Below are 25476 nucleotides of genomic sequence, written 5' to 3'. Positions count from 1 at the left end.
TTGGGATCGCCGCGTCAGACCACCGTGGCCACCATCACGGCCAGGACGACCAGGAGCAGGATGATGTAGGCGGCCGAGTAGACACGGTCCGGGACGCGGCCGGTGACTCGCCGCATCACGGCGATGGTGGGCAGCGATCCGACGAGCAGGGCGGCGGCCGCGGTGAGATCGACGTAACCGAGCTGTCCTGCGCCGGTGGGTGTGGTGGGGGCCAGGACGTAGACGAGGGTGCCGGCCACGGCGACAGGGACGCTCAGGGGGTTGGCCATGGCGGTCGCCTCGGCCATGGGCAGGCCCCTGCGGCGCAGGAGTGGGACCGTCATGACGCTGCCGCCCACGCCCAGGGCGGCGGCCACCAGACCTATGCCCGTTCCGCCGAGGGTGACGGTGCCCCGGCCAAGGGGCTCGGGACGCGTCTTGTGCGCCACGGAGAGGAAGCCTTTCCGCAGCAGACTGTCGGCGATCGTCACCAGGAGGTAGGCGGCGAACAGCAGACGCAGCGCCGTACCGCCGATCAACGTGGCGGCGAAGGATCCGGCGGCGGCGCCGATCGTGATGTACGCCGCCAGCGGCCAGACGTATGCGCGGCGCAGCCGGCCCTGACGCCACTGGGCCAGCGCCGCCGCCGTGGCATTCACCACCATGACCGCTGCCGAGGTTGCCACCGCGACGTGCATGGCGTCCGGTCCCGGACGCGCCGTGGCACTCAGGACGGCGTAGACGGCGGGGACCGTGATGAAGCCGCCACCGAAGCCGAAGAGCACGGTCGTGATGCCGGTCAGGCACCCGAACAACAAGAGAGTGGAAAGCGAGGTCAGCACTGGTGAAACACTATGGATCACCAGGCTTGGCGGGCAATCGGTGAATTGCCAGTTTCCTACGCGCAGCAGACAGCCCGCGTGGTCCCACGTAACCTCGCGGCATGCGCAATGTCCCGGTCGCGGAGGTGGACGACCTCGATCGTGCCGTGCTGGCCATCGGCACCGACTACCCACATGACCACCTGCTCGTCTGGCACGAGCACCGCCGCGCCCAGGTCCTGTACGCGGCCACCGGTGTCATGCAGGTCGAGACAGCAGACGGCAGCTGGACGATTCCCACCGCCCGTGCAGTCATGATCCCGCCCCTGACCAGGCATCAGGTCACCATGACGGGGGTCAGCACCCGCAGCCTCTACATCGAGCCCGCTTCTGTGCCATGGTTTCCCGCCCGCTGCCGGGCCGTCGACGTTTCCCCCCTGCTACGGGCCCTCGTTCTGGAAGCCGTCGAGATGGAGCCGCGCTACTCCGAGCACAGCCGCGACGCGACGGTCGCCGCCCTCATCCTCCACGAGCTCAGGAACCTCGCCCCGCTGCCGCTCGATGTGCCGCTGCCGTCCGAGCCACAACTGCGCGGCCTGTGCGAGGCGTTCCTGCAGAAGCCGGACATCCATGAGCCGCCCGCACGCTGGTGCGCGGCCCTCAGCATCAGCGAACGCACCCTCGCCCGCCTGTTCCGGCGTGGCACCGGCCTGAGCTTCTCGCAGTGGCGGCAACGCGCCTGCGTCCTGCACTCCTTGCAGCACCTCAGCGCGGGCGTGCCCGTCACGCGCATCGCGACCATGCTCGGCTACGACAACCCCGCCGCCTACACGGCGGCGTTCAAAAAGCTCCTCGGTCGACCGCCGACGGCGTACAGGAGTCATGGCACCAACGGCCTCTAGTGCCGCATCAGCCATGGGGCATGGACGAGTTCGGCCCGCTCAACCCAAGCCCCGCCCGGGCCGGCAGTGGGCCGATGGCGGCGGCAGGCACAAGGACCCCGGCGGCGGGCCCCGGCCCCGCCGCCGGTCGGCCCGCACGCCCAGGGCGAACCCCTGCGAACGGTCGTCACCAGGGCCAACGTTGCCCGATGCGGCTCAGGTGGCAGTGGTGCGTCGGCCGCCTCGGCGGTCGAGGCTGCGGCCTCCGGTCTTCACAGCACTGCCCGTGGCTCCGCCGGCCACGGCCCGTCGGCCGGATCCGCGGACAGCCTTGCCGGAGGCGGCGCCGGTTGCCGCACCGGCCGCGGACTGGCGGTCGGAACTGCGGCCGCCCGCTCCACCAGACCCTGTCTTCCCGGCCGCGGCCCGGCGGTCCGAGCCCCGGCTCTCCGTCCTGGTGGCATCTGCTGTCGCCGCTTTGGCCCCGCCGCCGTTTCGGCGTCGGCTGCCGGATCGCCTGCCGGGCTTGGTGCCGGTCTTCCGGTCCGGGCGGGACGACGTCGGTGTCACCGGCTGGGGGACCTCGATGGTGACGGCCACGCCGGAAGGCTCGCGGGCGCCGGTGATGGTGGCCAGTTCCGCGTCGCTCGACTTGATGCGGGCGGTCCGGGGCCGGATACCCGCGTCCGACATGAGCCGGGTCACGTCCCGATTCTGGTCGGGCAGGACCAGCGTGACCACGCTGCCGGAACCGCCGGCGCGCGCCGTGCGACCGCCCCGGTGGAGGTAGTCCTTGTGGTCAGTCGGGGGATCGACGTTCACCACGAGGTCGAGGTCGTCGATGTGTATGCCCCGGGCCGCGACGTTCGTCGCCACCAGCGCGGTGACCTGGCCGTTCTTGAACTGTTCCAGGGTGCGGTTGCGCTGCGGCTGGGAGCGGCCTCCGTGCAGTGCCGCCGCGCGGACACCGACGGCCAGGAGCCGCTTGGCGAGCCGGTCGGCGGACCTCTTGGTGTCGAGGAAGAGGATGACCCGGCCGTCACGGGCCGCGATGCGCGTGGTGACGGCCTTCTTGTCGGTCTCGTCCTGGACATGGAGCACGTGGTGCTCCATGGTGGTCACCGCTCCCGCGGACGGGTCCACGGAGTGCACCACAGGGTCGGTCAGAAACCGCTGCACCAGGCGGTCGATGTTGCGATCGAGGGTGGCCGAGAAGAGCATGCGCTGTCCGTCGGGCCGTACTTGCTGGATCAGCTTGGTGATCTGGGGCAGGAAGCCCATGTCGGTCATCTGGTCGGCTTCGTCCAGCACCGTGATGCGTACCTGGTCGAGCACGCAGTCCCCGCGTTCCACGAGGTCGTTGAGCCTGCCGGGCGTCGCCACGAGTACCTCGGCACCGCGCCGGAGCGCACCGGCCTGCTTGGTGATGGACAGCCCGCCGACCACGGTGGCCAGCCGGAGGTTCACCGCCGTCGCGTAGGGGGTCAGCGCGTCCGCCACCTGCTGGGCGAGTTCACGCGTGGGTACCAGCACGAGGGCGAGGGGCGCCTTGGGCTCCGCACGCAGTCCGGCCGTGCGGGACAGGAGCGCCAGCCCGAACGCGAGGGTCTTGCCGGAGCCGGTGCGTCCTCGTCCCAGCAGGTCACGGCCGGCGAGCGAGTTGGGCAGCGTGGCGGCCTGGATGGGGAACGGGGTGGTCACACCTTGCGCGGTGAGGGTCTTCAGCAGCCCCGCAGCCATGTCCAGACCGGCGAAGTCCTCGACGGCGGGAAGAGCGGGGGTCGTGCTTTCCGGCAGCCGGAACTCTCTTGGTGACGACGCGGACGGTTGGGGTGACGAGGCACGCCGGTTCGACTTCTGGGGCCTGCGGGACATGCAGTGATCTGCCTTCCTGGAAACAGCACAAACCGGGGTCCGCACCATGACGGTGCGGACCCCGGTGAGCGGATACGCGTCCGGCGATCAGGCGGGGAGGATGTTCTCCGCCTGCGGGCCCTTCTGGCCCTGCGTGACGTCGAAGGAGACCCGCTGGCCCTCCTGGAGCTCACGGAAGCCCTGGGTCGCGATGTTCGAGTAGTGGGCGAAGACGTCGGGACCGCCGCCGTCCTGCGCGATGAAACCGAAACCCTTTTCAGAGTTGAACCACTTCACGGTTCCCTGTGCCATGACCTTCTCCTTCTGTAGGCAGAGGCCCCATCCGGAGATGCCGGAAAACAAATAATGCGCCTGAAGGAGAAGCATTCCCGTCAGGCGCACATAGCTTCATGGGTACCACAACTGCAACACCAAGACCGTAGCACAGCTCGGCGGCCCGTGGCCGGATCAACGAGGCGCGCGCCAGGGTTCCGCGGAGCCGGCGGTCTTCGGTTCAGGCCTTGCGGCGCGTGAGTGCCGCCAGCAGGACGGGGGCGGGGATGAGGTGCAGGGGGATCAGGCACAGGGCGGCGGTGTCGCTGACGCCGGGCTGGGAGGACGGCGAGGCACCCAGCAGGCTGAGGGGCGAGGCGACGCTGATCACCGCGAAGACAATCGCCACGATGGTGAAGATCCGCTCCGGACGCGCGGCGAAGCGGCGTATCAGCAGAAAGACGCCGGTGCCCGCCAGCATCGTGATGAGCGTGGCCGCGATCACAGGCACGGGCTTCAGTCCGATGAAACGCGAGTCCAGGTCGAACACCGCCTTCGCGGCGAGCGCCACGACGACGTCGAGGACTGCGGCGATGAGGGCCGCGACGGCCCCGCGGGCCCAGACGGTGCGGGTAGGGACGGCGGGAGCAGTCAGGGTGTCGGCGGTGGTCACGACGGGTCCTTCCAAGCGGATCAACAGGGCGGAGCCGTGCGGCTCCGAAAATATTGAAGCATCAATATAACACCAGTAATTAGCTAGCTGGTGAGGTAAATATGAACGACTATCCTGTGGGGGCGTATCGCGCGCTGAGGGATGACGGGAGCACATCAGAGTGACGGAGCCGACGCGACCCGACGGACAGGGTGGATGCACCGCGGGCGATGTCGCCCTGCTGGACCAGTGGCACACGCTGTACGCCGGCTTCCGTCGGCTCACGGACGAGCTCCTCACCGACGTGGAGTCCGAGACGGGGGTCGCGCCGTCCTCGTTCGAGGTGCTGTGGTTCCTGACCATGAGGCCCGACCAGGCGGCCCCGATGCACCAGCTCACCAAGGTGCTCGGGTTCTCCACCGCGGGCACCACCAAGGTCGTCGACCGACTTGCCGAGGCCGGCCTCGTCGAGCGTCACCCCTCACCGTCGGACCGCCGGGTGAACTTGGCCGCGCTCACTGCGGCCGGCGCCGATGTGGCAGCCTCCGCCGCCCGGACCCTCGCCGGGGCACTGCGCCAGCGACTCCTCGAACCCCTCGGCAGCGAAGGCTTCGCAGCCCTGGCCGCAACCGTCGGCTCGCTCGCCACCTCGTCCGAGGGCTGCCCCGGGAACTAGGGCCTGTCCGGCCGATCTTGCCGCAGACGCGAGTCGCCGCGGCACACGAGGCCTCGACGGGAAGGCGGCCACCGTCCGCCCCAGCCGCCCGTTGGCCCCATTCACCCCAGGGTGCACACCTTTAACAGCAACCTTAGGGTGAGGTTGTCCAGGGCCGCGCCGCGTTCCCGTAGGGAGGCAGAGATGGTTCATCATCACGAGGAACCGGACCAGCGTCTCCGGCAGCCCCAAATACGCGCCACGCGCCGACCGAACGACGACCTGACGGACGGCAGACCGTGGCACAAGCCCGCCTACCAGGTGGTCGAGGCGTCCATGGAGATGTCGGCGTACCTCCTCGCCGAACGGTAGGACGCGACAGGGCAAGGAGAGGTGAGGCGCCGTGCGGCTGCACCTGCTGGGTACGCCGGCTGCACGCCTCGATCACCATCGAGACCGAGCCCGGCCGGGAGCAGATCGAGCGCTGTCCCTGGCTCCGCCCGGAAGGCCGCTGTACCCCGCCGGCCGGCGTGATCCTCACCGACGCCGTACGGGAAGCGGTGAGCGAAGGGCTACGGCTCGGAGAGATCCTCGCCCCGTACGTACGGCTGCGATGGCGGGACGTCGAGGGGTGCGAACTGCTGCCCGTCTCGGGCAAACGCCCCCGGTACGCCCGGGACTTCGCCGACGGCGGCTGGGTGAGCGCGCTGCGGCTCGGCGGGCTGCTGTACGCCCCGGACCCGCACGGCGGGCCTCTCGGTGAAGACCGCCACGGAGCTGGGACACCTGCCGATCCTCGCGACCCGGGACCGGCTGGCCGCACTGCCCGCCCGGTGCCTCTACACGCACCCCTCGTCGACCCGGGCTCCCCGTTCCACGCGGAACTGGCGGAGCGCGGAGTCGAGGTGGCCTCGGAAGGAATGGTCATCGCATGGTGATCGACTTCGAGAGCGAACTCAGGGCGGTGCCCGAACACCGCTACCACCACCGGCACCCTTTCAACCTCCGTATGCACCGAGGGGAGTTGACCCCGGCTGAGCTGCGGACCTGGATTCTCAACCGCTTCCACTACCAGCGGCACCTCCCCGTGAAGGACGCCCTGATCCTCGCCAAGCTCGACGACCCCGCGCTGCGCCGCCGGTGGATCCGCCGCATCACCGACCACGACGGTACGGACGGCGACGAGGGCGGCATCGAGCGCTGGCTGCGCCTCGGCGAGGCCGCCGGACTCGACCGCGCCGACCTGCTCGCCGGAGACAAGGTGCTGCCCGGCGTGCGGCTCGCCGTCGACGGCTACGTGAACCTGTGCCGCAACGGCACACCCCTCGAAGCCGTGGCCGCCTCGCTGACCGAGCTGTTCGCGCCCGACCTGATGGCCACGCGGATCGCCGCCTTCGAGCGGCACTACACCTGGATCGACCCCGAGGGCCTGGCCTACTTCAAGGCCCGCGTCGGCCAGGGCCGCCGCGACAGCGGCGAAGCGCTGTCGCTCGTGCTGGCCTGGGCTCGCACCCGCGCCGACCAGGAGGCGGCCCTCGCCGCGCTCGCCTACAAGTGTGAGGTGCTGTGGACCCTCCTCGACGCAGTCGAACGGGCCCCGGTATGACCTGGCGACCCGCCCTGAGCCCGTACGCCCGCCTGCGCCACTGCGCGGTGCGGCAGAGCACGCTGCTGATCGTCCCGGAGCGGATCGTCGTCCTCAACGCCGAGGCCGCCGCGATCGTCGGCCTGTGCGACGGCACCCGGACCGTGCCGGAGATCGCCGCCGAGTTCCCGGCCGAAGGCGCCGCTGACATCACGGTGTTCCTGGACGACCTGAAGGAGCACGGATGGTTGCGGTGAACCCGCCCTGGGCGCTGCTCGCCGAACTCACCCACGGCTGCCCACTGCGCTGCCCCTACTGCTCCAATCCGACCCAACTCATCTCGCCCCGCGCCGAATTGACGACCGAGGACTGGCTGCGCGTCCTTGAGGAGGCCGCCGGGCTGGGCGTCGCGCACGCCCACCTCTCCGGCGGCGAGCCGCTGCTGCGGCGCGACCTCACCGAGATCGTTGCGGGCGCGGCCCAAGCCGGGATCTATGCCCAGCTCGTCACCAGCGGCCTCGGGCTGACGCGGGAACGACTGGCCGAGCTGACGGCGGCCGGGCTGCCCAGCGTCCAGCTCTCCCTCCAGGGTGCCGACGCCGCTTCCTGCGAACTGATCGCCGGGCGGCGGTCGTTCGCGGCGAAGCAACGGGCCGCCGCCCTGATCCGCGAGGCCGGATTGCCCCTCGGCCTCAACGTCGTCCTGCACAGCCGCAACCTCGACGACATCGACGCGATCGTCGAACTCGGCATCGCCTGGGGCGCGGTGCGCATCGAACTCGCCAACGTCCAGTTCTACGGCTGGGCACTGGTCAATCGTGCCGCCCTCATGCCTACCCGCGATCAACTGGTCCGCGCCCAGAGGGCAGTCGAGTCCTGGCGGGAGCGGACCGACGTGGAGCTGATCTGGGTCGTCCCGGACTACTTCGGGGGCGTCGCGAAACCCTGCATGGGCGGCTGGGGCTCGATCTCCCTGACGGTCGCCCCCGACGGCCGGGTCCTGCCCTGCCCCGCCGCCTACGGCCTCCCCCTCGACGCGCCGAACGTCCGCGAGCATTCCCTCGACTGGATCTGGTCCGAGTCGCCCGCGTTCAACGCCTACCGGGGCACCGAATGGATGCCCGAGCCCTGCCGGTCCTGTCCGCGCAAGGAGGCCGACTCCGGCGGGTGCCGCTGCCAGGCGTTCGCGCTCACCGGGGACGCGGGGCGTACGGATCCCGCGTGCTCCCTGTCACCGGACCACGCTCTGATCACCGAACTCGCCGCCCGGCAGGGCGGGGACTTCGTCTACCGCCGGTTCACGCGGAGCCGAACGACGACCCGACCGGCTGGCCGAGTTCCTCCAGTTCCCTGGTGACGGCTGCCGCCAGCCGGCCCGCGAGGAGTCGCGTCGAGGACGGCTCGCAGACCGCCGCTGATGAACAGCACCGACCTGTCCGCCGGGGCCCACGATGGCCTCTTCCGGTCTGCCGTGACCGTAGTGCGCGAACCGCCGGTCAGGTGCCGGCGCACGCTGAAGTCCTCGGCGATCTTGATCCGGTCGTGGATCGTGATCAACGTGGTCGAGGTGGCGACGATGATGATCCGCTCGGTCTGCGCCGCGATGTAGGCGAGCAGCCGATCGGCTCTGGTACCGCCCGCCCGGGTGGGGCGGTTCGCTCGGCCGGGCTCGAAGCGTCGGCCGGGCCACGGCGGCGGGTCTTGGACGAAGCGCCTGCCGGGCCGGTCAGTGCGCTTCCGGTGGCTGGTACCCGCCGGTGGCCGGGTCCGGTCCGAGGTGGCGGTGTACCGCGCCGGTGCCCAGGTCGATCGTGGCGCGCGTCCGCATAGGGCCGGCACCTCGACGGGAGAGCAGTGCGACATCGGCTACACGCGCGTGCAGCACGCCGAGCCGGGCGGCGCATTCGGCCGCGAGGATCCTCGGGACGCGAGTGCGCCCGAGCGAGAGGTGCGGGATGAAGCGCGGGAAGCGGTCCGTGCAGTAGGGGAAGGGTTCCGCCAGCGCGCGCCGAAGCTCCGTCCAGGGCTCGGCGCCGGCCGCCGCGGGATCGAGCCACACGGTGGAGTAGGAACGGTGACGGAAGGCGCGGACCCCGCTGAGCCGGATGTCGAAGGGCAGGCACCCGGCGGCAGCGGCGGCCAGCAGCGGGAGCGCCGCCGGGAAGTCCTCCTCCGGTACGAAGCCGAAGATCAGGTTCACGTGGGGCGGCCAGCGGCGGATCTGAGGGTCGTGCTGGACGCGGATGCGCTGGATGGCAGGCCACAGTCCCGCCGGGGGAAGCCACGCCACGGCGGTCCGAGGCGTGGGGGCCGACTCCAGGCGGCCGAGGCCGGAGGCCGGGCCAGGAACCCCGGCCGAGCCAGGAACCTCGGCCGGGCCGGGCGTCGCAGGGCAGGGCACACCACCATCATGGCGCCGGCCAAGGGGCTTCACCATGCCTCACCTCGCGCAGGCCCGCGTACGACGACCTTGCCGCCGACGCACGTGAACGGGGCCGGCGTGTGGCGCACCTGCCCGGCGCACATCTCCATCAGATCGTTGATCCGGCCGGCACAGCCCGGCACCTTGTGTTCCGAGAGCCACAAAATGCTCGTGGGGTACGCGGCGCAACAGGGGGACGCGGAGCTGCTGGTGGCCGAGTCGGAACGCAGGGCGATGCCGGGCCGGTCGCTCAGCCTCCGACCAGGGCGACGAGCTTGATGAAGACCAGGTCGGGATCGACGGTGAGGTCCACGACTTCGTCGAGGTCCTCGACCTGGCGGTCACGGGCCAGCACGAAGAACCCGTTGGCCAGGAAGGCGCGTTCGGCGATCTCGGCCTGGCGCTCCCCGTCGATGCGGCGGGGAGCGCGCAGCCGGTAGCCGTTCAACTCCGTCTCGGCGTCGTCGGGGCGGACGAGGCCGTTGAAGCGGTCGCTGGGGCTGGCGTTGTGCCGGGCGACCTCGTGGTGGACTCGCAGCCTGATCAGCTCGCGTACGGTCATCTGTTCCGGCAGCCCGGTGACCTCCCACTCGGTGACGGGCTTGCCCGTCGCGGTCTCGTCCCGGAAGGTCACGCCGGCCATCAGGCACCTCGCTTGATCTGCATGAGGATGGTCTCGTCGGTGATCTCGGTGTCCGCGGCGAGCAGGAAGGCCTTGCTGAGGATCAGGGAGAGGCGTTCGTCCTCGAACGGCAGGAACACCTTGCCGTCGCCCTTGCCGCGTGCCGGGACGATGCACAGGTAGGCGTCGTCCGGTTCCATCAGGATGTTGGCCGAGCCCAGATGGATCCGGTACGTGCGCAGATCCCCTCGGACGACCAGGAAACGGCCGTCGAGCCTGCACCGGTCGGCGATCTTCAGGCGCGGCAGAATCCGTTCCAGGGCGTCGCGGCGGGCCTCGGCGCTCTCCGTCAGCTCGGCGAAGGAGGCCCGCTCCCAGTAGGTGCGCCCGGAGCCGCCGTCGGTCCAGTCGGGGTCGGCGGCGATCGAGGTCACGCCGACAAAGAGGTCCACGTCGCGCATCGCCTCGCTGAACACCAGCGGGGGCACGTCGGCGAGCGGTGCCGCGTGCCAGGCCCCCTCCACCCGGCGGTCGAAGCGCACTTGGTCGGTCGAGGCCAGTTCGTCCTCGCCCGCCCAGTCGGCCCAGCTGTGGAAGAAGCGGACCCTCCACTCCCCCGCCGCGAGGGTGCGCTCGGCCTCGTCGCCGTCCCCGTCGTCCCAAGGGCCGAGCAGGTCGCTCTTCCAGCCCCGGGCCCGGAACAGGGCGAACATCTTGCGGTAGTGGACGAGGTGCGCGGCGAAGCGGTTGGAGTAGACGCGGGTCTGCTCCTCGGCCGGGGTGAGCAGGTAGATCTCGCGGAACGCCTGCTTGAAGGGCTGCCGGATCCGCCGTTCGACGAGCAGGTTCCGCCAGGCCCGCACGGTGTCCGGCTCCGAGCGGATGGGGTGCCAGAGCCGCACGGAGGCGTCGTCGGGCGCGCCGGGAAGGGGCTCGTCCGTCTCGGGCAGTACGGCCCGCCACTCGCCGGGTGCGACCTCGATCTCCCAGATCAGCCGACGTACCAGGGTCCGGGCCAGGGGGTGCCCGGCCAGCTCGGTGCGCCACCAGCCGTACGAATGGACGGCGTCGACGGTGAAGCCGCCCTCCAACGCACGTACGAGGGTGACGAGTTGGGCGTTGACCCGCTTCACCAACTCGCGCAGCTCCTTGACGAGGGCGGTGTGGTCACGGCGGACCGGCGCGGGGACGCTGCGGAGTGGACGGCCGTCCTTCTCCCAGGTCAGCGTGGCGGTTTCGGCGACTGTGACGACGGCGTGGTAGTCGCCGGCCGTCCGCTGCAGGCGACCATCATCGTCGAACTCCAGCCTCGGTAGCCGGAGTGCCACGTCGGTGCGTTCGGCGAGGGCCGCGTCGACCTTCTTGAGCATCTTGTCGAGCTGCTTGGGCACGCCGGCGTGCCGGACGGTCCGGCGCACGGTGCGGATCGCGGTCACCAGCTCGGGCGTCGGGAAGTCCTGCGCGGCGCGGACCACCTCGTACAGCAGGGCCTGCGACGGAAGCGTCTTGGCCGCCGTCGGGGCGAGGGCGACGCCGGGCAGCAGCCGCTCGAACAGCTCCGGCAGCCAGGGCTCGTCGCGCAGCAGCGCCACGCGCAGGGCCTGCCCGAGCGAGGTGGTCTCCCGGTCTGTGAACGCCTTGTCCGCCCGGTAGGGGATCTCGCCGGCCCGGATCGCGTCGGTGCGGTCGGCCGCCGCTTCCAGCGCGCGGCGGGCGAACGCCACGTAGGCGGGGTTCTCGGCAGACCTGCGCCAGGCGGGCGCGACCGGCGAGGCCCACCTTTGGCCCCGGTCGATCACGGACAGCAGGGTCTGTTCGGCCGGAGGGAGGCCGGCGACGACGGCGATCTCCTCCGCGACGATGGGGCCCACGTCACGGGAGAGACGCTCCACGGCCGCACGGAGTGTCCCCTCGCCGGCGAGCCGCGCGACAGCGAGCAGCGCGTACGGCTGTCGCACGGTGTCCTTCTCCAGCCTGAACTCGACCAGGGCGCGGGCCGGTTCGGCCACGTCGGGCAGTGGTCCTGTGCAGCGCTCCAGCGCGCCCAGGCCGAGGGTGAGGTCCGCCCAGCCGCGCTCCTCGTACTGTGCGACGAGTGCCTCGAACATCCCGCGGCAAGCGTCGGGCGTATAGCGCGGTTGCCGTTCCATGGCCGCGTCCTCGACCGCGAAGCGGATCCTCGTCATCGTGTGCGTGGCCGAGGCGTCCAGCCGGTGGGCCGTCACGAGCAGGCTGCCCAGCTCCTCGTCGGACACCTGTGACAGATCCGGCTGTCTGTCCCCGTCCTCGAGTGTGAAGTCCGGGTCGGTCAGTGCGCGCATCAGCCGGGCGGCGAGGTTCATCGGGCACCTTTCTTGATCTGGCGGAGGATGGTCTCGTCGCTGATCTTGGTATCGGCGGCGAGCAGGAAGGCCTTGCTGAGGATCAGGGAGGGGCGTCCGTCCTCGAACGGCAGGAACACCTTGCCGTCGCCCTTGCCGCGTGCCGGGACGATGCACAGGTAGGCGTCGTCCGGTTCCAGGAGGCCGGCGAGCCGGCGGACGCGGTGGAGCGCGCCTGTCCTCACGGCGTCGAGCGAGTCGTTCCTCCGGGATGCGGCCACCAAGGCGTCGTAGAACATGGCGGGATGATGGCAGGGGGCACTGACATTGCGATCACCCTCACGTCAGGCGGAAGTCCTTCGCGTCCGGGTACGTCACGTGGGTGCAGCCGCGCTGCTTCGTGATGTCGGCGACGTACGCGCGGAACAGGGCGGACAGCGTCCGGGAGCCGAGCACGTCGTCGTAGGCGTAGCTGGTGCTGAGGGTGTGAAGGGCCGGCTTGCCGTCGCGGAGGGAGGAGGCCCACCAACCGCCGGCTGTGTGCCCGGCCGCTGCGCCGCCTGTGATACGGCCCACCTGGTCGGGGCTGACCGCCGGCAGGCAGCTCTCGACGGGGTTCGCGTCGCGGACGGGTACGGCCAGGGCACGGTCGGGCAGCCGGGTCTTGCAGCCGATCCTGTGGGTGAGCTTCTCGGCGGCCGAGCGGGCGATGCGGGCCAGGCGCTGGCGGTCTGCTGTGGGGACGTCCTCATAGTCGGCGCGGGCGGTGACGTTCAGCAGCTTCGGGGCCGTCGCGCTGCTGCCGGGTCCGCACACGGCGCGGACGGTGGTGAAATGGTTCCCGTACCGGCCCAGCGTGCCGTCTCCCACCGGCCATGGTTCGGGGCGCCGGTCGGCGACGGCGGTGACATCGGGCTTGTCGGCGCGATCGCCGGTGCCGTACGCATAGAACGGCTCGAGTCCGCTGTCATCACCGATCGGGTTCAGCGGTTCGGAGGGGTCACTGCCTCGCACCACCAGCGTGAACAGGTTCGTGGTCCTGCCGGGGCCGGGCACCTTGTAGATGGTGCAGGAGCTGAGCAGTTCGCACGTATGGAGCAGGTACTCGTCGTAGTCGCTGCCCCTGGCCCGGACCATCCCGCCCTGCAGGTCCATCACCGTGGCCCCGGACACGAGCCGGTCGCACGCCGCGCTGACCTCGCGCTCGCTGGAAGCGCGGTACCGGAAGCCCAGGCGTCCGGCTTCGGGCCGGTCGATGCGGGTTCCTGGACGGCGGACAGCCCATGGTTGACTGCTGAACACCTGGACCACGGACACGCATTCGAAAATTGTGGATCACTGGATCGCGGGCCAGTACGGTAGATCCACACCTCACCCCCAAGCTTCCACATGCTCGACGTGAGGCGGCGTCAGGAACTGCCCTGTCGGCGCACGACCGCCAGCACCACAGAACCCAGGAGTAACATGACAGCGGCCGACAGTTCCCTCAACTCCCCGTGGATACGGCGGTATTCGCCCGCACCCGACGCGCCGGTGCGGCTGGTGTGCCTCCCGCACGCGGGCGGTTCGGCGCCCTTCTACTCGGGGCTGGCCAAGGCGCTCGGCCCGCGGGTCGACACGCTCGCCGTGCAGTACCCGGGGCGGATGGAGCGCCGGCAGGAGCGGCTGCTGACGCGTATCGACGAGCTCGCCGAGGGGCTGGTCGCCGAGCTGACGCCGTGGAGCGACCGCGGGATGGCCGTGTTCGGGCACAGTCTCGGAGCGATGCTCGGGTTCGAGGTGGCGCGGCGCCTGGAGGCCATGGGCCGCCCGCCGGTCGCGCTGTTCGTGTCCGGGCGGGGCGCCCCGTCCCGCCACCGGAAGGAGTTCGGCGGACTGCCGGACGACCGGACGCTGATCGAGCAGATGCGCAAGCTGGGCGGCACCGACCCGCGCGTCTTCGACAACGAGGAACTCGTCCAGCTCGCGCTTCCGGTGATGCGCGCCGACTACGAGGCAGTGGAGAGCTACCAGTACCGTCCGGGCCCGCCGCTGAACTGCCCCGTGATCGCGCTGAACGGCGAGGACGACCCCAAGGTGGCGGACGGGGACGCCGAGGCGTGGGGCGAACACACCACCGGCGCCTTCGAGTCGCACACCATGCCGGGCGGGCACTTCTATCTCGTGGACCGGCAGGCCGAGGTGACCGAGATCATCACCGACCGGCTGGCGCGGCTGACCCACACTCAGCCCGCCTGAGCCGTGTGTGGATCTTGAGGCGACCCTGACTAGGTCGCCCGGGACGATTTCGGTAGTGTGCGGTACGGCATGGGTGCGAGTCATCCGTGCGACGGGGGAGGTATCTGCGTGACCGTTCAGTGCTTGGTGCCGGGCCCGGCCGTACCGCCGATGACGGGCCGTGTGCCCTCGCGGCCGGCCAGAAGGCCGTAACACACCCGGCAGTTGCGCGTACCGCACGCTCGAACACCAGTGCCGAGTTCTGGCACGTGTTCGCCCACTCCCTTCGTCGACGGTCCGATCGCGACAGCGGCAGACGCCACCCATTGACCGGCAACGCACCCAAAGGACACGGGGGTTCGAATGTGAAGACCTTGAAATCGCCATCCGAACAGGGTCTGGACGACGACACGAGACGGTCCCTGCTGCACCACATGCTGGTGGCGCGGGGCGTCGACGAGGAGGCCCGGCAGCTCCAGAAGCAGGGAGCGCTCGACCTCTGGCTGTCCTGTCAGGGCCAGGAGGCCGCGCAGGTCGGCTCCGCCCTCGCTGTGGGACCCGAACCCGCGATCTTCCCCAGCTACCGTGAGCACGCGGTGGCGCTCCTGCGGGGCGTCGCCCCGGACGAGCTGGTGGCCCAGTGGGCCGGCCGCACGTTCTGCGGCTGGGACCCGTGGCGGCAGCGCTTCTTCCCCTACACGCTGGTGCTGGCGGCGCAGACGCTGCACGCCGTCGGCTACTCGCTGGGCCAACGCCTCCAGGGACAGGACGACTTCACCGTCGTCTACGTCGGTGACGGCGCCACCAGCGAGGGCGACATGTCAGAGGCGATGAACCTGGCCGCCACCGAGTCCGCCGCCGTGCTGTTCGTCTGCCAGAACAACGGCTGGGCCATCTCCAAGCCGGCCGGCGAGCAGATGCGCACCTCCGTCGCCGAACGCGCCCGGGGCTTCGGCATCGAGTCCGCCGCGCTGTCCGGGCAGGACCCGGAGGCCGTCTTCGCCGCCTGCTCCCGGGCCGCCGAGCACATCCGCGAGTCCAGGTCGCCGTATCTGGTGGAGATCTCGGTGGGACGCATCCACGGCCACTCGACTTCCGACGCCCAGGAGCTGTACCGCAGCCGCGACGACATCGAGAGGACCCGCGTGTCGGACCCCGTGACCGCCTACGCGGAGCGGCTGACCGCCGAGAGCGTGGTGGACGCCGCCTGGCGGGAGTCCGTCGACGCGGAGGTGCGGGAGCTGCGGAACCAGCTGATGAAGGGGTATGCGCGATGACCCTGCGACGGCCCGCCAGCATGGCGGAGACGATCAACGCGACCCTCGCCGACCTGATGGAGCAGGACCCGAAGGTGCTGCTGCTCGGCGAGGACATCGGACGGCTGGGCGGGGTCTTCCGCGTCACCCGAGGTCTCCAGGAGCGCTTCGGCAAGGACCGGGTGCGGGACTCGCTGCTGGCGGAGTCGACCATCGTCGGCCAGGCCGTCGGGATGGCGATCAGCGGACTGGTGCCGGTGTGCGAGATCCAGTTCGACGGGTTCGTCTATCCCGCGGTGAACCAGCTGGTCACGCAGGCGGCCCGGATCGGCAACCGCTGGAACGGGCAGGTCAGTCCGAGTCTGGTGGTGCGTATCCCGTCCGGCGGCGGCATTCGCGGTGTGGAGCACCACAGCGAGTCCAACGAGGCGCTGTTCGCGCGCGCCCCCGGTATCTCGGTGGCGTATCCGTCCACGGGCGAGGACGCCGACCAGATCCTGCGGTACGCGGTGCAGTTGGGTTCACCCGTCGTGATGCACGAGCCGATCCGGCTCTACTGGCGCCGGACCGCACCCGCCCGCAGCGAGGTGCCGGCGGCGTCGCCGACGGCGGCCCGCATCGTCCGGCCGGGCACGGACGTGACCGTCGTGACCTTCGGCGCCGTCACCAACGAGGTCCTGGAGGCGGCGCACGCGCTCAGCCCCACGGTGGACGTCGAGGTGGTGGACCTGCGCTGGGTTGCGCCGATCGACATGGACACGGTCCTCGAGTCCGTGTCCCGGACCGGGCGGCTGCTGATCGTGCACGAGGCGACGAAGTACGCGGGCATCGGCGCCGAGGTCGCCGCCGCGGTCGCCGAAAGCGGCTTCGACTCGCTGCGCGGCCCCATCCGGCGGCTGGCCCCCGAGCGCCGCGAGTACCCCCCGGCGGACTTCGAGCACGACTACCTGATCGGCGTGCGCGAGATCACGGATGAGATCCAGGTGATGATGAAGTGAGCGTTGAACACATCGACATGCAGGTACCCGGTTTCGGCCACGGCCTCGGCGAGGCGCTGCTGGTCGAGTGGGTCGCCGCCGTCGGCGACCACGTCGAGCGGGGGGACGTGGTCGCGGTGATGGAGACCGACAAGGCGAGCACCGAGATTCTGGCGGAGCGCGGCGGCCGTATCACCGCCTTCTCCGCGACGGTCGGCACGATCCTCAAGTCCGGTGACGTGCTTTACCAGTTGGCGGCCGACTAGCCGCCGCCCCACGGCTGCAAGGAGAAAGTAATGAACGACATCGAACGCCGGATCGCCGACACCATGCTCACCAAGCTGCGGCAGCGGGACCCGTCCCTGGGCTACGACGACCTCGAGCGGCCCGTCGGCGACCTCGACCTCGACTCGCTCGACATCGTCGAGCTGACCCAGCAGCTGGAGCGGGAGTTGCAGGTCAAGGCCGATCTGAAGGAGACCGCGACCTTCGGTCTGCTCCAGGACTTCACCGCCTACTTCGTGAAGCTGGCCGAGCAGTGACGAGCGCGGGCATCGTCGATCTCGCCACCGCGAAGCCGGGCCGGATCGTCGACAACACGCACTTCGAGGCGATCGGCCTCACCGACGAGTGGATCAGGCGCCGCAGCGGGATCGCCTCCCGCGGCTGGCTCGACGACGACGTCCCGCTGGCGGAGGTGGCGGCGGAGGCCTGCGCGCCGATCGTGGGCCGGCTGGCCGACCCGTCCTCCGTCGGCGCCCTCGTCCTGGTCAGCACGTCCGTGCAGCAACGGGTCCCCGGCATCGCCCAGAAGGTGGCGGAACTGGCCGGGCTGCCCTCCTCGGTGCTGGCCTTCGACATGAACGCGGCCTGCTGCGGCTTCGTCTACGGGCTGGTCACCGGGCTGTCCCTGTGCGAGGCCGGGCAGGCGTCGTCGGTCCTGGTGTGCTCGGTGGAGGCCATGTCCCGGCTGGTGGACCGGAGCGACCGGCAGACCGCCTGCATCTTCGCCGACGGAGCCGCCGCCGTCCTGCTGGAGCGGCGCGAGGAGTTCGCGCCCTTCCACCACACCGCCGGCTGCGACGGCTCCGGCGAGGCGCTCATGCGGGAGACCGACGCCGGCGGCATCCATCTCGACGGGGTGCAGGTGTACGACCGTGCGGTGCGCCGGATGTCGGAGTCGGCCCGGTATCTCGCCGAGCGGGACCCCGCGCCGACCGTGCTGGTCGGCCACCAGGCCAACGGCCGCATCCTGGAGCAGGTGCGCACCTTCACCGCCGACCTCGGCGTGCCCTTCGTGAACCGTATCGCCCACTTCGGGAACACCTCGTCGGCGTCGATCCCGCTCGCGTTCGCCGACGAGCTGGACTCGGGCTCCCTGCCCGACGAGGGCCGGCTCGGGGCCGTGGCCTACGGCGCGGGCGAGGCCTGGGGCGGGGTGTCGGTGAACTACCGGATTCCCGCGGCCCGTTAGCCGGGCACGCGGAAGTCCTGAACTTAGGAGGTTGTCATCTACTCGCCAGAAGCCTGGGTGCTTCGCTCCGGTTCGCTGGTCGGCACGCACGACGGCGGCCCGGGCGGCGCACTGCAACGTGATCTGTTCACCTTCGGCCCGCTGGAGGAGGGTGAGGCCCTGGTGGAGCCGATCCTCGGCTCCTGGGAGGCCAACATCGATCACGCGCTGGCCCGTTCACCGATCGACGTGTGCAGCAGCCGCGGCGAGGACGCCGTGGTCCTCGGCAACCTGGGCGTGGTCCGCGTCCTCAAGGTGAACGCGGGCGACCGGGACGTGCAGGTCCGCGAGGGGGACCTGTGTCTGCTGCTGCCGTTCGGCAAGTGCGACCGCTACGGCTACGCCGAACTCGCCTACGCCTACGACGCCCCGAACACCATCGGCCTGCTGACCAAGCGGTCGAAGATGGACACCCGGGTGCTGCTGCCGATCCCGGCCGACACCGCCTACTCCCTGCCCCAGTGGGCCACCTACGGCCGGTACTTCACGGCGTGGGACAACTGGCAGAAGGCGTACGGCTGCTGGCGGACGCAGATCGCCGACGACGACCCGTCCGACCACCTGGTGTTCGGCTGGGGCGGCGGGGTGGCGTTCGCCGAGCTGATGCTGGCCAAGCGCGCCGGGTTCCGGGTGGCCATGACGGCGGGCTCGGACGAGCGGATCGCCTTCCTGCGCGAGCACGGCATCGTCCCGGTGGACCGCCGGCTCTACCCCGACCTCTCCCTCCCGCCCCGGCAGGCCAGGGCTGACCGGGAGCGGCAGGCCCGCCGCAGGCAGTCGGTCACCGACTTCCTCGGTGTCGTCGACGAGTTGAGCGACGGCCAGGGCGTCGCGATCTTCGTGGACAACATCGGCGAACCGCTGTACGACGTCACCGTGAAGGCCCTCGCCCGTGAGGGCGTCGTCACCACGTGCGGCTGGAAGGCGGGCATGCGGCTGTCCCATCTGCGGGGCGCCGAGTGCATCAGTCGGCACATCCATGTGAACACGCATGTGTGGCGGCTGCCCGACTCCCCCGGCATCCGTGACTTCCAGGAGTCCAGCGGCTGGACGGCCCCGGAGGGGTCGACCGCGGTCTACGACTTCGACGAGGTGCCGAAGCTGGCGGACGACTACGCCGCGGGCCGGATCGGGTCGTACTTCCCGCTGTACAACGTGAACCCGCTGTAGCCACAAGGGGTTTGAGACCCGCGAAAAGGCCCCGCCCCGGCGTCCGTACGACGCCGGGGCGGGGCCTTTTGCGGTGCGTCAATCCCCGTTCCGGCCGAGCCAGTCCACGACCGGCCGGGCCGTGGCGGCAGCCTGCTCCTCCATCATGCTCCAGTGGTTGCCCGGCACCTCGACCGCCGTGTGCGGCAGCTGCCAGAAGGCCTGCGGAGCGGGGGCGCCGGACCGGTCGCCCGGGGCGATGCGTTCACCGGCGCGGACGAACAGGGTGGGGGCCGTGATCTCGGTCGGCTCCCAGTCGGCGAAGAGCCGGAAGTAGGCGCCCATCGCGGTCAGCCGGGTGAAGTCCACGCCGTCCACCAGCCCCTCCCGGTCGAACATGCTGTCCATGAAGACCGAGGCGAAGCCGTCGACGACGTCGTTGCCGGGCAGATAGGTGTCCAGCAGCACCACACCGTCGGGGACCACGCCGACGCTCTCCAGCCGTGCGGCCACGGCGTGCGCGAGCCAGCCGCCGGAGGAGTGCCCGACGAGCACCACCGGTCCCCCGTCGGCGCAGGTCAGTGCCGCTTCTGCGTGGGCGGCGACGGCCGTCTCGACCGACCGCGGCAGCGCCTCCCCTTCGGCGAAGCCGGTCGGCACCAGCACCGACACGTCCCGCACGTCGTGGAAGGCCGTCGCGAACCGCGCGTACTGGTGGACGCTGGACAGCGCCACCGGGGCGGCGAAGCAGACCAGCGACGGCCGCCGCGGTCCATGGGAGAGCCGCACCGGCTTCGGCGCGTGCCGGTCCGCGTCCGCCGCGTCGAAGGCGGGACGGATCCGGGAGGCCGCCATCAGCAGCTCCACACCGTCCTTGTACTGCTCGGCCTCGCACGCCTGCCGGAACAGCGCCTCCACGGAGCCCGCCGGCGAGGAGACGCGGGGCCCGCCCGACGCCGGCTCGCTCTGCTGTACGGCGTCCTCGGCGGCGGCCGTCGCCAGGAGCCCGCGCAGATGCGCGGCGACCGCGGCCGGCGTCGGGTGGTCGAAGATCAGCGTGGCCGGCAGCTGGACGCCGCCCGCGGCGGTCAGCCGGTTCCGCAGCTCGATGGCGCCGAGCGAGTCGAAGCCCATGTCCGTGAACGGCTGGTCGGCGTCGATCACCGCCCCGGAGGAGTGGCCGAGCACCGCCGCGACCTGGTCGCGCACCGCCGTGCCGAGGAACTGCTCCCACTCGGCCTCGGGCAGCTCGGCAAGCGCCTGCCGCAGACCTCCGGTCCCGGCGGCGGGCCGAGCCGCCCGGCGGGCCGGGGTCCGGACCAGGTCCCGCAGCAGCGGAGGCAGCAGCTCACCCGACGACTGACCGCCGAGCCCGCTGGGGTCGAGCCGCATGGGGACGAGCGTGGCGTCCGCACCGGCGCTCGCCGCGTCGAAGAGCGCCAGGCCCTCCTGGTCCGACAGCGCGCCGAGGCCCGCCCGGCGCAGCCGCTGCAGCTCCGCCTCGCTCAGGCCCTCGGTCATCCCGCTGAGCCGCGCCCACATGCCCCACGCCAGGGAGACCGCGGGACGGCCGATCGCCCGCCGGTGCACGGCCAGCGCGTCCAGGAACGTGTTCGCCGCCGCGTAGTTGCCCTGTCCGGCTCCGCCCAGCGTGCCGGCCAGCGAGGAGAACAGCACGAACAGGGAGAGGTCCGCGTCGGCGGTCAGCTCGTGCAGATTCCAGGCGCCGTCCACCTTGGGCCGGAGCACGGCGGCCAGCCGTTCCGGAGTCTGCGAGCCGATCACGCCGTCGTCGACCACGCCCGCCGTGTGCACCACACCGGTCAGCGGATGATCCTGCGGTACGGCGGCCAGTACCTCGGCCAGTGCCTCCCGGTCGGCGACGTCGACCGCGGCGACGGTCACGCAGGCGCCCAGCTCCCGCAGCTCCGCGGCCAGTTCGGCGGCTCCCGGGGCGGCCTTGCCCTGCCTGCTGGTGAGCAGCAGCCGCCGTACGCCGCGCTCGGCCACCAGATGCCGCGCCACCAGGGCGCCCAGTGCTCCGGTGCCGCCGGTGACGAGGACCGTGCCGTGCGCAGGGGGCTCGGCGTCGGCCGGGGCGGTCAGCTGCGCCCGGGCGAGCCGGGCAGCCGACATCGCGCCCTGACGGACGATCAGCTGCGGTTCGTCCGTGCCGAGGGCGGCGGGCACCGCTGCGGCGGACTCCTCCGCGCCGTCGAGGTCCAGCAGGACGAACCGGCCGGGGTGCTCGGCCTGCGCCGAACGCACCAGCCCCAGGACCGTCGCCACCGCCGGATCCGTGACGGGCGGTGCCGCCGCGCCCCGGGTGACCACCACCAGCCGGGCCGTGGCGAACCGGTCGTCCGCCAGCCAGGACTGGAGCAGGGCGAGGACGTCCCGCGTCAGCCGGTGCGCGCGCTCCACCGGGTTCTCGTCACCGGCCGGTTCCGGTACGCCGGCCAGGACCAGGTCCGGGACCACGGCACCGGGCTCCTGCAGGGCGGCCTGGAGCGCCGCGAGGTCGGCGTGCCGCTGCACGGCAGTGCCCGCGTCCCCGAACGCGCGGCGCAACCGGGCGTCGTCGGGGCCCAGCAGGGCGCACCGAACGGCGCGGGCCTGCGCCGCCGCGAGCGGCGTCCACTCCAGCCGGAACAGCGACCGCTGGTAGGCACCGGCCTGCACCTGGTCGACGCTGACCGGCCGCAGCACCAGGGCGTCCACGGACGCCACCGGGGCGCCCGAGGGTTCGACGGCCGCGAACGACACCGAGTCCGGCCCGGCCGGTGCCAGCCGCACCCGCAAGGTGGCCGCGCCCGCGCGGTGCAGCCGTACCCCGTTCCAGGAGAACGGCAGCCGCCCCCGGCCGTCTTCGGCCAGCAGGCCACCGAGGTTCAGCCCGTGCATCGCCGTGTCCAGCAGAGCCGGATGCAGCCCGAAGCCCTCGGCGGAGTCCAGCACCGGCTGCGGCGCCTCCACCTCCGCGTACACCTCGTCGCCGAGCCGCCAGGCGGCCCGCAGCCCCTGGAAGGCCAGGCCGTACTCCAGCCCGCCGTCGGCCAGCCGCTCGTACAGCCCGTCCACCGGCAGCGGCTCGGCTCCGGCCGGCGGCCACTCCCCCGGTGCCCACGGGAACGCGGCATCCGACGAAGCGGAAAGCAGACCCTCCGCGTTGAGCGTCCAGTCGGCCTCGCCGTCGGCAGCGGCCGCACGCGAGTACACCCGTACGAGCCGGCAGTCGCGCTCGTCCGGAGCGCCCACGACCACCTGGAGGGTGACCGCCTCCTGCTCCGGCACAACCAGCGGCGCCCGCAGCGTCAGCTCGCTCAGCTCACCGCAGCCCAGCCCCTCCCCGGCCCGCAGTGCCACGTCCACCAAGGCCGTGCCGGGCAGCAGCACCATCCCGGCCACGGTGTGGTCGGCGAGCCAGGGGTGGGCCTCGACCGAGAGCCGACCGGTGAACAAGGCCCCACCAGTGTCCGGCAGTTGCACCGCCGCACCCAGCAGCGGATGGTCCGTCTTCCCCAGACCGGCGAACTCGACATCCCCGGTCAGGAGCCCGTTGTCCAGCCAGTAGCGCTCGCGCTGGAAGGCGTAGGTGGGCAGGTCGACCGGCTCGGCCCCACGGCCCGCGAAGAACGCCGCCCAGTCGACCGTGACTCCGCGCACGTGCGCCTGCGTCACGGCGTAGGTCAGGGTGTGCGCCTCCGAGCGGTCGGCGCGGAGGGCGGGCACGAAGAGCGCGTCGTCCGTGCTGTCCTGGCCCATCGCGGAGAGGACGGCGTCCGGGCCCAGCTCGATGAACGTACGTACGCCCTGCCCGGCGGCCGTCTTGATCCCGTCCGCGAAGCGGACCGCCTCGCGGACGTGCCGTACCCAGTAGTCCGGGCTGCACAGTTCCTCGGCCGTGGCCAGCTCGCCGGTCAGGTTCGACACGACAGGGATGCGCGGCGCGTTGTAGGTGAGCTTGTCGGCGATCTGGCGGAACTCCGCGAGCATCGGCTCCATGCGGGGCGAGTGGAAGGCGTGGGAGACAGTCAGGCGCTTGGTCTTGCGCCCCTGCTCCGCGAAACCGGCAGCGATCTCCAGCACCTGGGGTTCGTCGCCCGAAATCACCACAGACATGGGCCCGTTGAGGGCGGCGATCGACACCGCGTCGTCCCGGCCGGCCAGCGCTTCCGCGACTTCGGCCTCGGTCGCCTGCAGGGCCACCATCGCGCCGCCCTCGGGCAGCGCCTGCATCAGCCGACCGCGCGCGCCGACCAGCGCACACGCGTCCTCCAGCGACCACACCCCCGCCACATGCGCGGCGGCCAACTCACCGATCGAATGCCCCAGCAGGACATCCGGGGCCAGGCCCCAGGATTCGAGCAGCCGGAACAGCGCCACTTCGAGGGCGAACAGTGCCGCCTGCGTGTAGACGGTCTGGTCGAGCGCGGCGGCGTCCTCGAACACGACCTCCTTCAGCGGCCGGTCCAACTCCCCGTCGAAGCGGGCGCAGACCGCGTCGAAGGCCTCGGCGAACACCGGGAACGCCGCGTACAGTTCACGGCCCATTCCGAAGCGCTGCGCACCCTGCCCCGTGAAGAGGAACGCGGACTTGCCCCGGCGGGAGACGACCCCTCGTACCAGGCCCGGCGCGTCCGTGCCCTCGGCGAGTGCGGTCAGGCCGGCGGCGAAGGCATCCCGGTCCGCGGCCACGACGGCGGCGCGGTGGTCCATGAGCGTGCGGGAGGTCACCAGGGACAGGCCGAAGTCCTGGGGGGTGCCGTCCGGGTGGGTGTCGAGGTGGGTGCGCAGGCGGGCTGCCTGGGCGCGCAGGGCCTCCTCGGACTTGGCGGTGAGCACCCAGGGCACGGTGGCGGTGCGGACGGTGGGCTGCGGGGTGTCGGCGGAGTCGGCCGGGTCGGCGGCGGGCGCCTGCTCCACGATGGCGTGCGCGTTGGTGCCGCTGATGCCGAAGGAGGACACGGCGGCCCGGCGCGGACGGCCGGTGTGCGGCCAGTCGCGTGCCTCGGTCAGCAGCTCCACCGCGCCCGCGGACCAGTCGACCTGGGGTGAGGGCTCGTCCACGTGCAGGGTGCGCGGCAGCCGGCCGTGCCGCATCGCCATCACCATCTTGATGACGCCGGCGACACCGGCGGCGGCCTGGGTGTGGGCGATGTTGGACTTCACCGAGCCCAGCCACAGCGGCCGGTCCTCGGGCCGGTCCTGGCCGTAGGTGGCCAGGAGGGCCTGGGCTTCGATGGGGTCGCCCAGCCGGGTGCCGGTGCCGTGGGCCTCCACCGCGTCGATCTCGTCGGCGGAGAGCCGGGCGTCGGCGAGGGCCTGGCGGATGACGCGCTGTTGGGACGGGCCGTTGGGGGCCGTCATGCCGTTGGAGGCGCCGTCCTGGTTGACGGCGGTGCCGCGCACGACGGCCAGGATCCGGCGGCCGTTGCGTCGGGCGTCGGAGAGCCGTTCCAGCAGCAGCATGCCGACGCCCTCGCCGAGTCCGGTGCCGTCGGCCGCGGCGGCGAAGGCCTTCACCCGGCCGTCGGGTGCGAGGCCCCGCTGCCGGGAGAACTCCAGCAGGGTCACCGGGGAGGCCATCACGGAGACGCCGCCGGCCAGGGCCATGGTGCACTCGCCGGAGCGCAGCGCCTGGACGGCGAGGTGGAGGGCGACCAGCGAGGACGAGCAGGCGGTGTCGAGGGTGACCGCGGGGCCTTCCAGCCCGTAGGTGTACGCCAGCCGTCCCGAGGCGATGCTGCCCGAGTTGCCGTTGCCGATGTAGCCGGCGACGTCGTCGGGCACGGAGCGCAGCCGGGCGGCGTAGTCGTGGTACATGAGCCCGGTGAAGACGCCGGTGCGGCTGCCCTTGAGTGCGGACGGGGCGATGCCGGCCCGCTCGAAGGCCTCCCACGCGGCCTCCAGCAGCAGGCGGTGCTGCGGGTCGGTGGCCAGCGCCTCGCGCGGGGAGATGCCGAACGGGGCGGGGTCGAAGTCCGCGGCGTCGTACAGGAAGGCGCCTTCGCGGGCGTACGCGGTGCCGATGCGGTCCGGGTCGGGGTCGTAGAGGTTGTCCACGTCCCAGCCGCGGTCCCTGGGGAGTTCGGACACGGTGTCGGTGTCCTCGCAGACCAGCCGCCACAGGTCCTCGGGGGACGTGACGCCGCCGGGGTAGCGGCAGGCCATGCCCACGATGGCGATGGGCTCCTGGCTGCCGGCCTCCAGCTCGCGCACGCGGAGCTTGGCCTCCTGGAGGTCGGCGGTCACACGGCGGAGATAGCTGAGGAGCTTTTCCTCATTCATCACGTACT

General features: G+C 71.6%; 25 protein-coding genes. 15 read left to right on the top strand and 10 right to left on the bottom strand.

Annotated elements, in window-relative coordinates; genetic code table 11:
* Positions 1-14: 14 nt before the first annotated feature.
* Positions 15-821 (bottom strand): sulfite exporter TauE/SafE family protein, encoded by an 807-nt coding sequence (locus ACWD3E_RS28935; RefSeq protein WP_451390508.1) that lies wholly within the window; start codon positions 819-821, stop codon positions 15-17.
* Between the two features lie 101 nt (positions 822-922).
* Between ACWD3E_RS28935 and ACWD3E_RS28930 the strand changes: the two genes are divergently transcribed.
* Positions 923-1702: an AraC family transcriptional regulator gene (locus ACWD3E_RS28930; RefSeq protein WP_451390507.1), complete on the top strand. Its 780-nt coding sequence runs from the start codon at positions 923-925 to the stop codon at positions 1700-1702.
* A 195-nt stretch (positions 1703-1897) separates the two neighbouring features.
* Here the strand turns inward: ACWD3E_RS28930 and ACWD3E_RS28925 are convergent, their stop codons facing one another.
* From ACWD3E_RS28925 to ACWD3E_RS28915, 3 genes are all read right to left on the bottom strand, one after another.
* On the bottom strand, positions 1898-3556 hold the full coding sequence (locus ACWD3E_RS28925) for a DEAD/DEAH box helicase (protein ID WP_451390506.1): 1659 nt from the start codon (positions 3554-3556) through the stop codon (positions 1898-1900).
* Positions 3557-3643: 87 nt separating this feature from the next.
* Positions 3644-3847 (bottom strand): cold-shock protein, encoded by a 204-nt coding sequence (locus ACWD3E_RS28920; RefSeq protein ID WP_055710303.1) that lies wholly within the window; start codon positions 3845-3847, stop codon positions 3644-3646.
* Between the two features lie 202 nt (positions 3848-4049).
* Entirely contained in the window at positions 4050-4481 is a 432-nt protein-coding gene (locus ACWD3E_RS28915) for a DUF6069 family protein (protein WP_451390505.1), read from the bottom strand.
* 160 nt (positions 4482-4641) lie between these two features.
* Between ACWD3E_RS28915 and ACWD3E_RS28910 the strand changes: the two genes are divergently transcribed.
* The 7 genes from ACWD3E_RS28910 to ACWD3E_RS28880 all read left to right on the top strand — a co-directional run bounded on the left by ACWD3E_RS28910 (position 4642) and on the right by ACWD3E_RS28880 (position 8309).
* Complete coding sequence (locus ACWD3E_RS28910) at positions 4642-5136, top strand: MarR family winged helix-turn-helix transcriptional regulator (protein WP_451390504.1); 495 nt, start codon at positions 4642-4644, stop codon at positions 5134-5136.
* Positions 5137-5319: 183 nt separating this feature from the next.
* Positions 5320-5487, top strand: a complete 168-nt coding sequence (locus ACWD3E_RS28905; protein ID WP_451390503.1) for a hypothetical protein — start codon at positions 5320-5322, stop codon at positions 5485-5487.
* A gap of 158 nt (positions 5488-5645) precedes the next feature.
* Entirely contained in the window at positions 5646-6053 is a 408-nt protein-coding gene (locus ACWD3E_RS28900; RefSeq protein ID WP_451390502.1) for a hypothetical protein, read from the top strand.
* Positions 6047-6721: a pyrroloquinoline-quinone synthase PqqC gene (gene pqqC, locus ACWD3E_RS28895; RefSeq protein ID WP_451390501.1), complete on the top strand. Its 675-nt coding sequence runs from the start codon at positions 6047-6049 to the stop codon at positions 6719-6721. Before ACWD3E_RS28900 ends, pqqC begins: the two co-directional genes overlap by 7 nt.
* Positions 6718-6957 (top strand): pyrroloquinoline quinone biosynthesis peptide chaperone PqqD, encoded by a 240-nt coding sequence (pqqD, locus tag ACWD3E_RS28890; RefSeq protein WP_451390500.1) that lies wholly within the window; start codon positions 6718-6720, stop codon positions 6955-6957. The genes pqqC and pqqD overlap by 4 nt, the downstream gene beginning before the upstream one ends.
* The gene (gene pqqE / locus ACWD3E_RS28885) at positions 6945-8057 is read left to right on the top strand and encodes a pyrroloquinoline quinone biosynthesis protein PqqE (RefSeq protein WP_451390499.1); all 1113 of its coding nucleotides are present in this window, start codon (positions 6945-6947) and stop codon (positions 8055-8057) included. The genes pqqD and pqqE overlap by 13 nt, the downstream gene beginning before the upstream one ends.
* A gap of 60 nt (positions 8058-8117) precedes the next feature.
* Complete coding sequence (locus ACWD3E_RS28880) at positions 8118-8309, top strand: hypothetical protein (RefSeq protein WP_451390498.1); 192 nt, start codon at positions 8118-8120, stop codon at positions 8307-8309.
* Positions 8310-8426: 117 nt separating this feature from the next.
* Here the strand turns inward: ACWD3E_RS28880 and ACWD3E_RS28875 are convergent, their stop codons facing one another.
* The 5 genes from ACWD3E_RS28875 to ACWD3E_RS28855 form a co-directional block, all read right to left on the bottom strand.
* On the bottom strand, positions 8427-9101 hold the full coding sequence (locus ACWD3E_RS28875; RefSeq protein WP_451390497.1) for a 2'-5' RNA ligase family protein: 675 nt from the start codon (positions 9099-9101) through the stop codon (positions 8427-8429).
* A 271-nt stretch (positions 9102-9372) separates the two neighbouring features.
* Entirely contained in the window at positions 9373-9765 is a 393-nt protein-coding gene (locus tag ACWD3E_RS28870; protein WP_451390496.1) for a hypothetical protein, read from the bottom strand.
* On the bottom strand, positions 9765-12086 hold the full coding sequence (locus ACWD3E_RS28865) for a DUF4132 domain-containing protein (RefSeq protein ID WP_451390495.1): 2322 nt from the start codon (positions 12084-12086) through the stop codon (positions 9765-9767). The genes ACWD3E_RS28870 and ACWD3E_RS28865 overlap by 1 nt, the downstream gene beginning before the upstream one ends.
* Positions 12083-12364 carry a DUF7737 domain-containing protein gene (locus tag ACWD3E_RS28860; protein WP_451390494.1) on the bottom strand — a complete coding sequence of 94 codons (282 nt, stop codon included), beginning with the start codon at positions 12362-12364 and terminating at the stop codon, positions 12083-12085. The genes ACWD3E_RS28865 and ACWD3E_RS28860 overlap by 4 nt, the downstream gene beginning before the upstream one ends.
* A 40-nt stretch (positions 12365-12404) precedes the next feature.
* The gene (locus ACWD3E_RS28855; RefSeq protein WP_451390493.1) at positions 12405-13382 is read right to left on the bottom strand and encodes a hypothetical protein; all 978 of its coding nucleotides are present in this window, start codon (positions 13380-13382) and stop codon (positions 12405-12407) included.
* Between the two features lie 147 nt (positions 13383-13529).
* Here ACWD3E_RS28855 and ACWD3E_RS28850 point away from each other — a divergent pair, with 147 nt between their 5' ends.
* The 7 genes from ACWD3E_RS28850 (at position 13530) to ACWD3E_RS28820 (ending at position 19198) form a co-directional block, all read left to right on the top strand.
* Positions 13530-14303 carry a thioesterase II family protein gene (locus tag ACWD3E_RS28850; protein WP_451390492.1) on the top strand — a complete coding sequence of 258 codons (774 nt, stop codon included), beginning with the start codon at positions 13530-13532 and terminating at the stop codon, positions 14301-14303.
* 353 nt (positions 14304-14656) lie between these two features.
* On the top strand, positions 14657-15559 hold the full coding sequence (locus ACWD3E_RS28845) for a thiamine pyrophosphate-dependent dehydrogenase E1 component subunit alpha (protein ID WP_451390491.1): 903 nt from the start codon (positions 14657-14659) through the stop codon (positions 15557-15559).
* Positions 15556-16536, top strand: a complete 981-nt coding sequence (locus ACWD3E_RS28840; RefSeq protein WP_451390490.1) for an alpha-ketoacid dehydrogenase subunit beta — start codon at positions 15556-15558, stop codon at positions 16534-16536. The genes ACWD3E_RS28845 and ACWD3E_RS28840 overlap by 4 nt, the downstream gene beginning before the upstream one ends.
* Positions 16533-16781: a biotin/lipoyl-containing protein gene (locus tag ACWD3E_RS28835; RefSeq protein WP_451390489.1), complete on the top strand. Its 249-nt coding sequence runs from the start codon at positions 16533-16535 to the stop codon at positions 16779-16781. Before ACWD3E_RS28840 ends, ACWD3E_RS28835 begins: the two co-directional genes overlap by 4 nt.
* Positions 16782-16811: 30 nt before the next feature.
* Positions 16812-17057: a phosphopantetheine-binding protein gene (locus tag ACWD3E_RS28830; RefSeq protein WP_451390488.1), complete on the top strand. Its 246-nt coding sequence runs from the start codon at positions 16812-16814 to the stop codon at positions 17055-17057.
* Positions 17054-17989 (top strand): ketoacyl-ACP synthase III, encoded by a 936-nt coding sequence (locus tag ACWD3E_RS28825; RefSeq protein WP_451390487.1) that lies wholly within the window; start codon positions 17054-17056, stop codon positions 17987-17989. Before ACWD3E_RS28830 ends, ACWD3E_RS28825 begins: the two co-directional genes overlap by 4 nt.
* A 57-nt stretch (positions 17990-18046) precedes the next feature.
* The gene (locus tag ACWD3E_RS28820; protein ID WP_451390486.1) at positions 18047-19198 is read left to right on the top strand and encodes a zinc-binding alcohol dehydrogenase family protein; all 1152 of its coding nucleotides are present in this window, start codon (positions 18047-18049) and stop codon (positions 19196-19198) included.
* A 78-nt stretch (positions 19199-19276) separates the two neighbouring features.
* On the opposite strand, the gene ACWD3E_RS28815 is transcribed toward ACWD3E_RS28820, so the two are convergent.
* Positions 19277-25471, bottom strand: coding sequence for a type I polyketide synthase (locus tag ACWD3E_RS28815; RefSeq protein WP_451390485.1), 6195 nt, complete (start codon positions 25469-25471; stop codon positions 19277-19279).
* Positions 25472-25476: the final 5 nt, after the last annotated feature.

This window comes from Streptomyces sp. NPDC002676, assembly GCF_053592455.1.
This window is presented reverse-complemented; position numbering and strand designations above follow the sequence as displayed.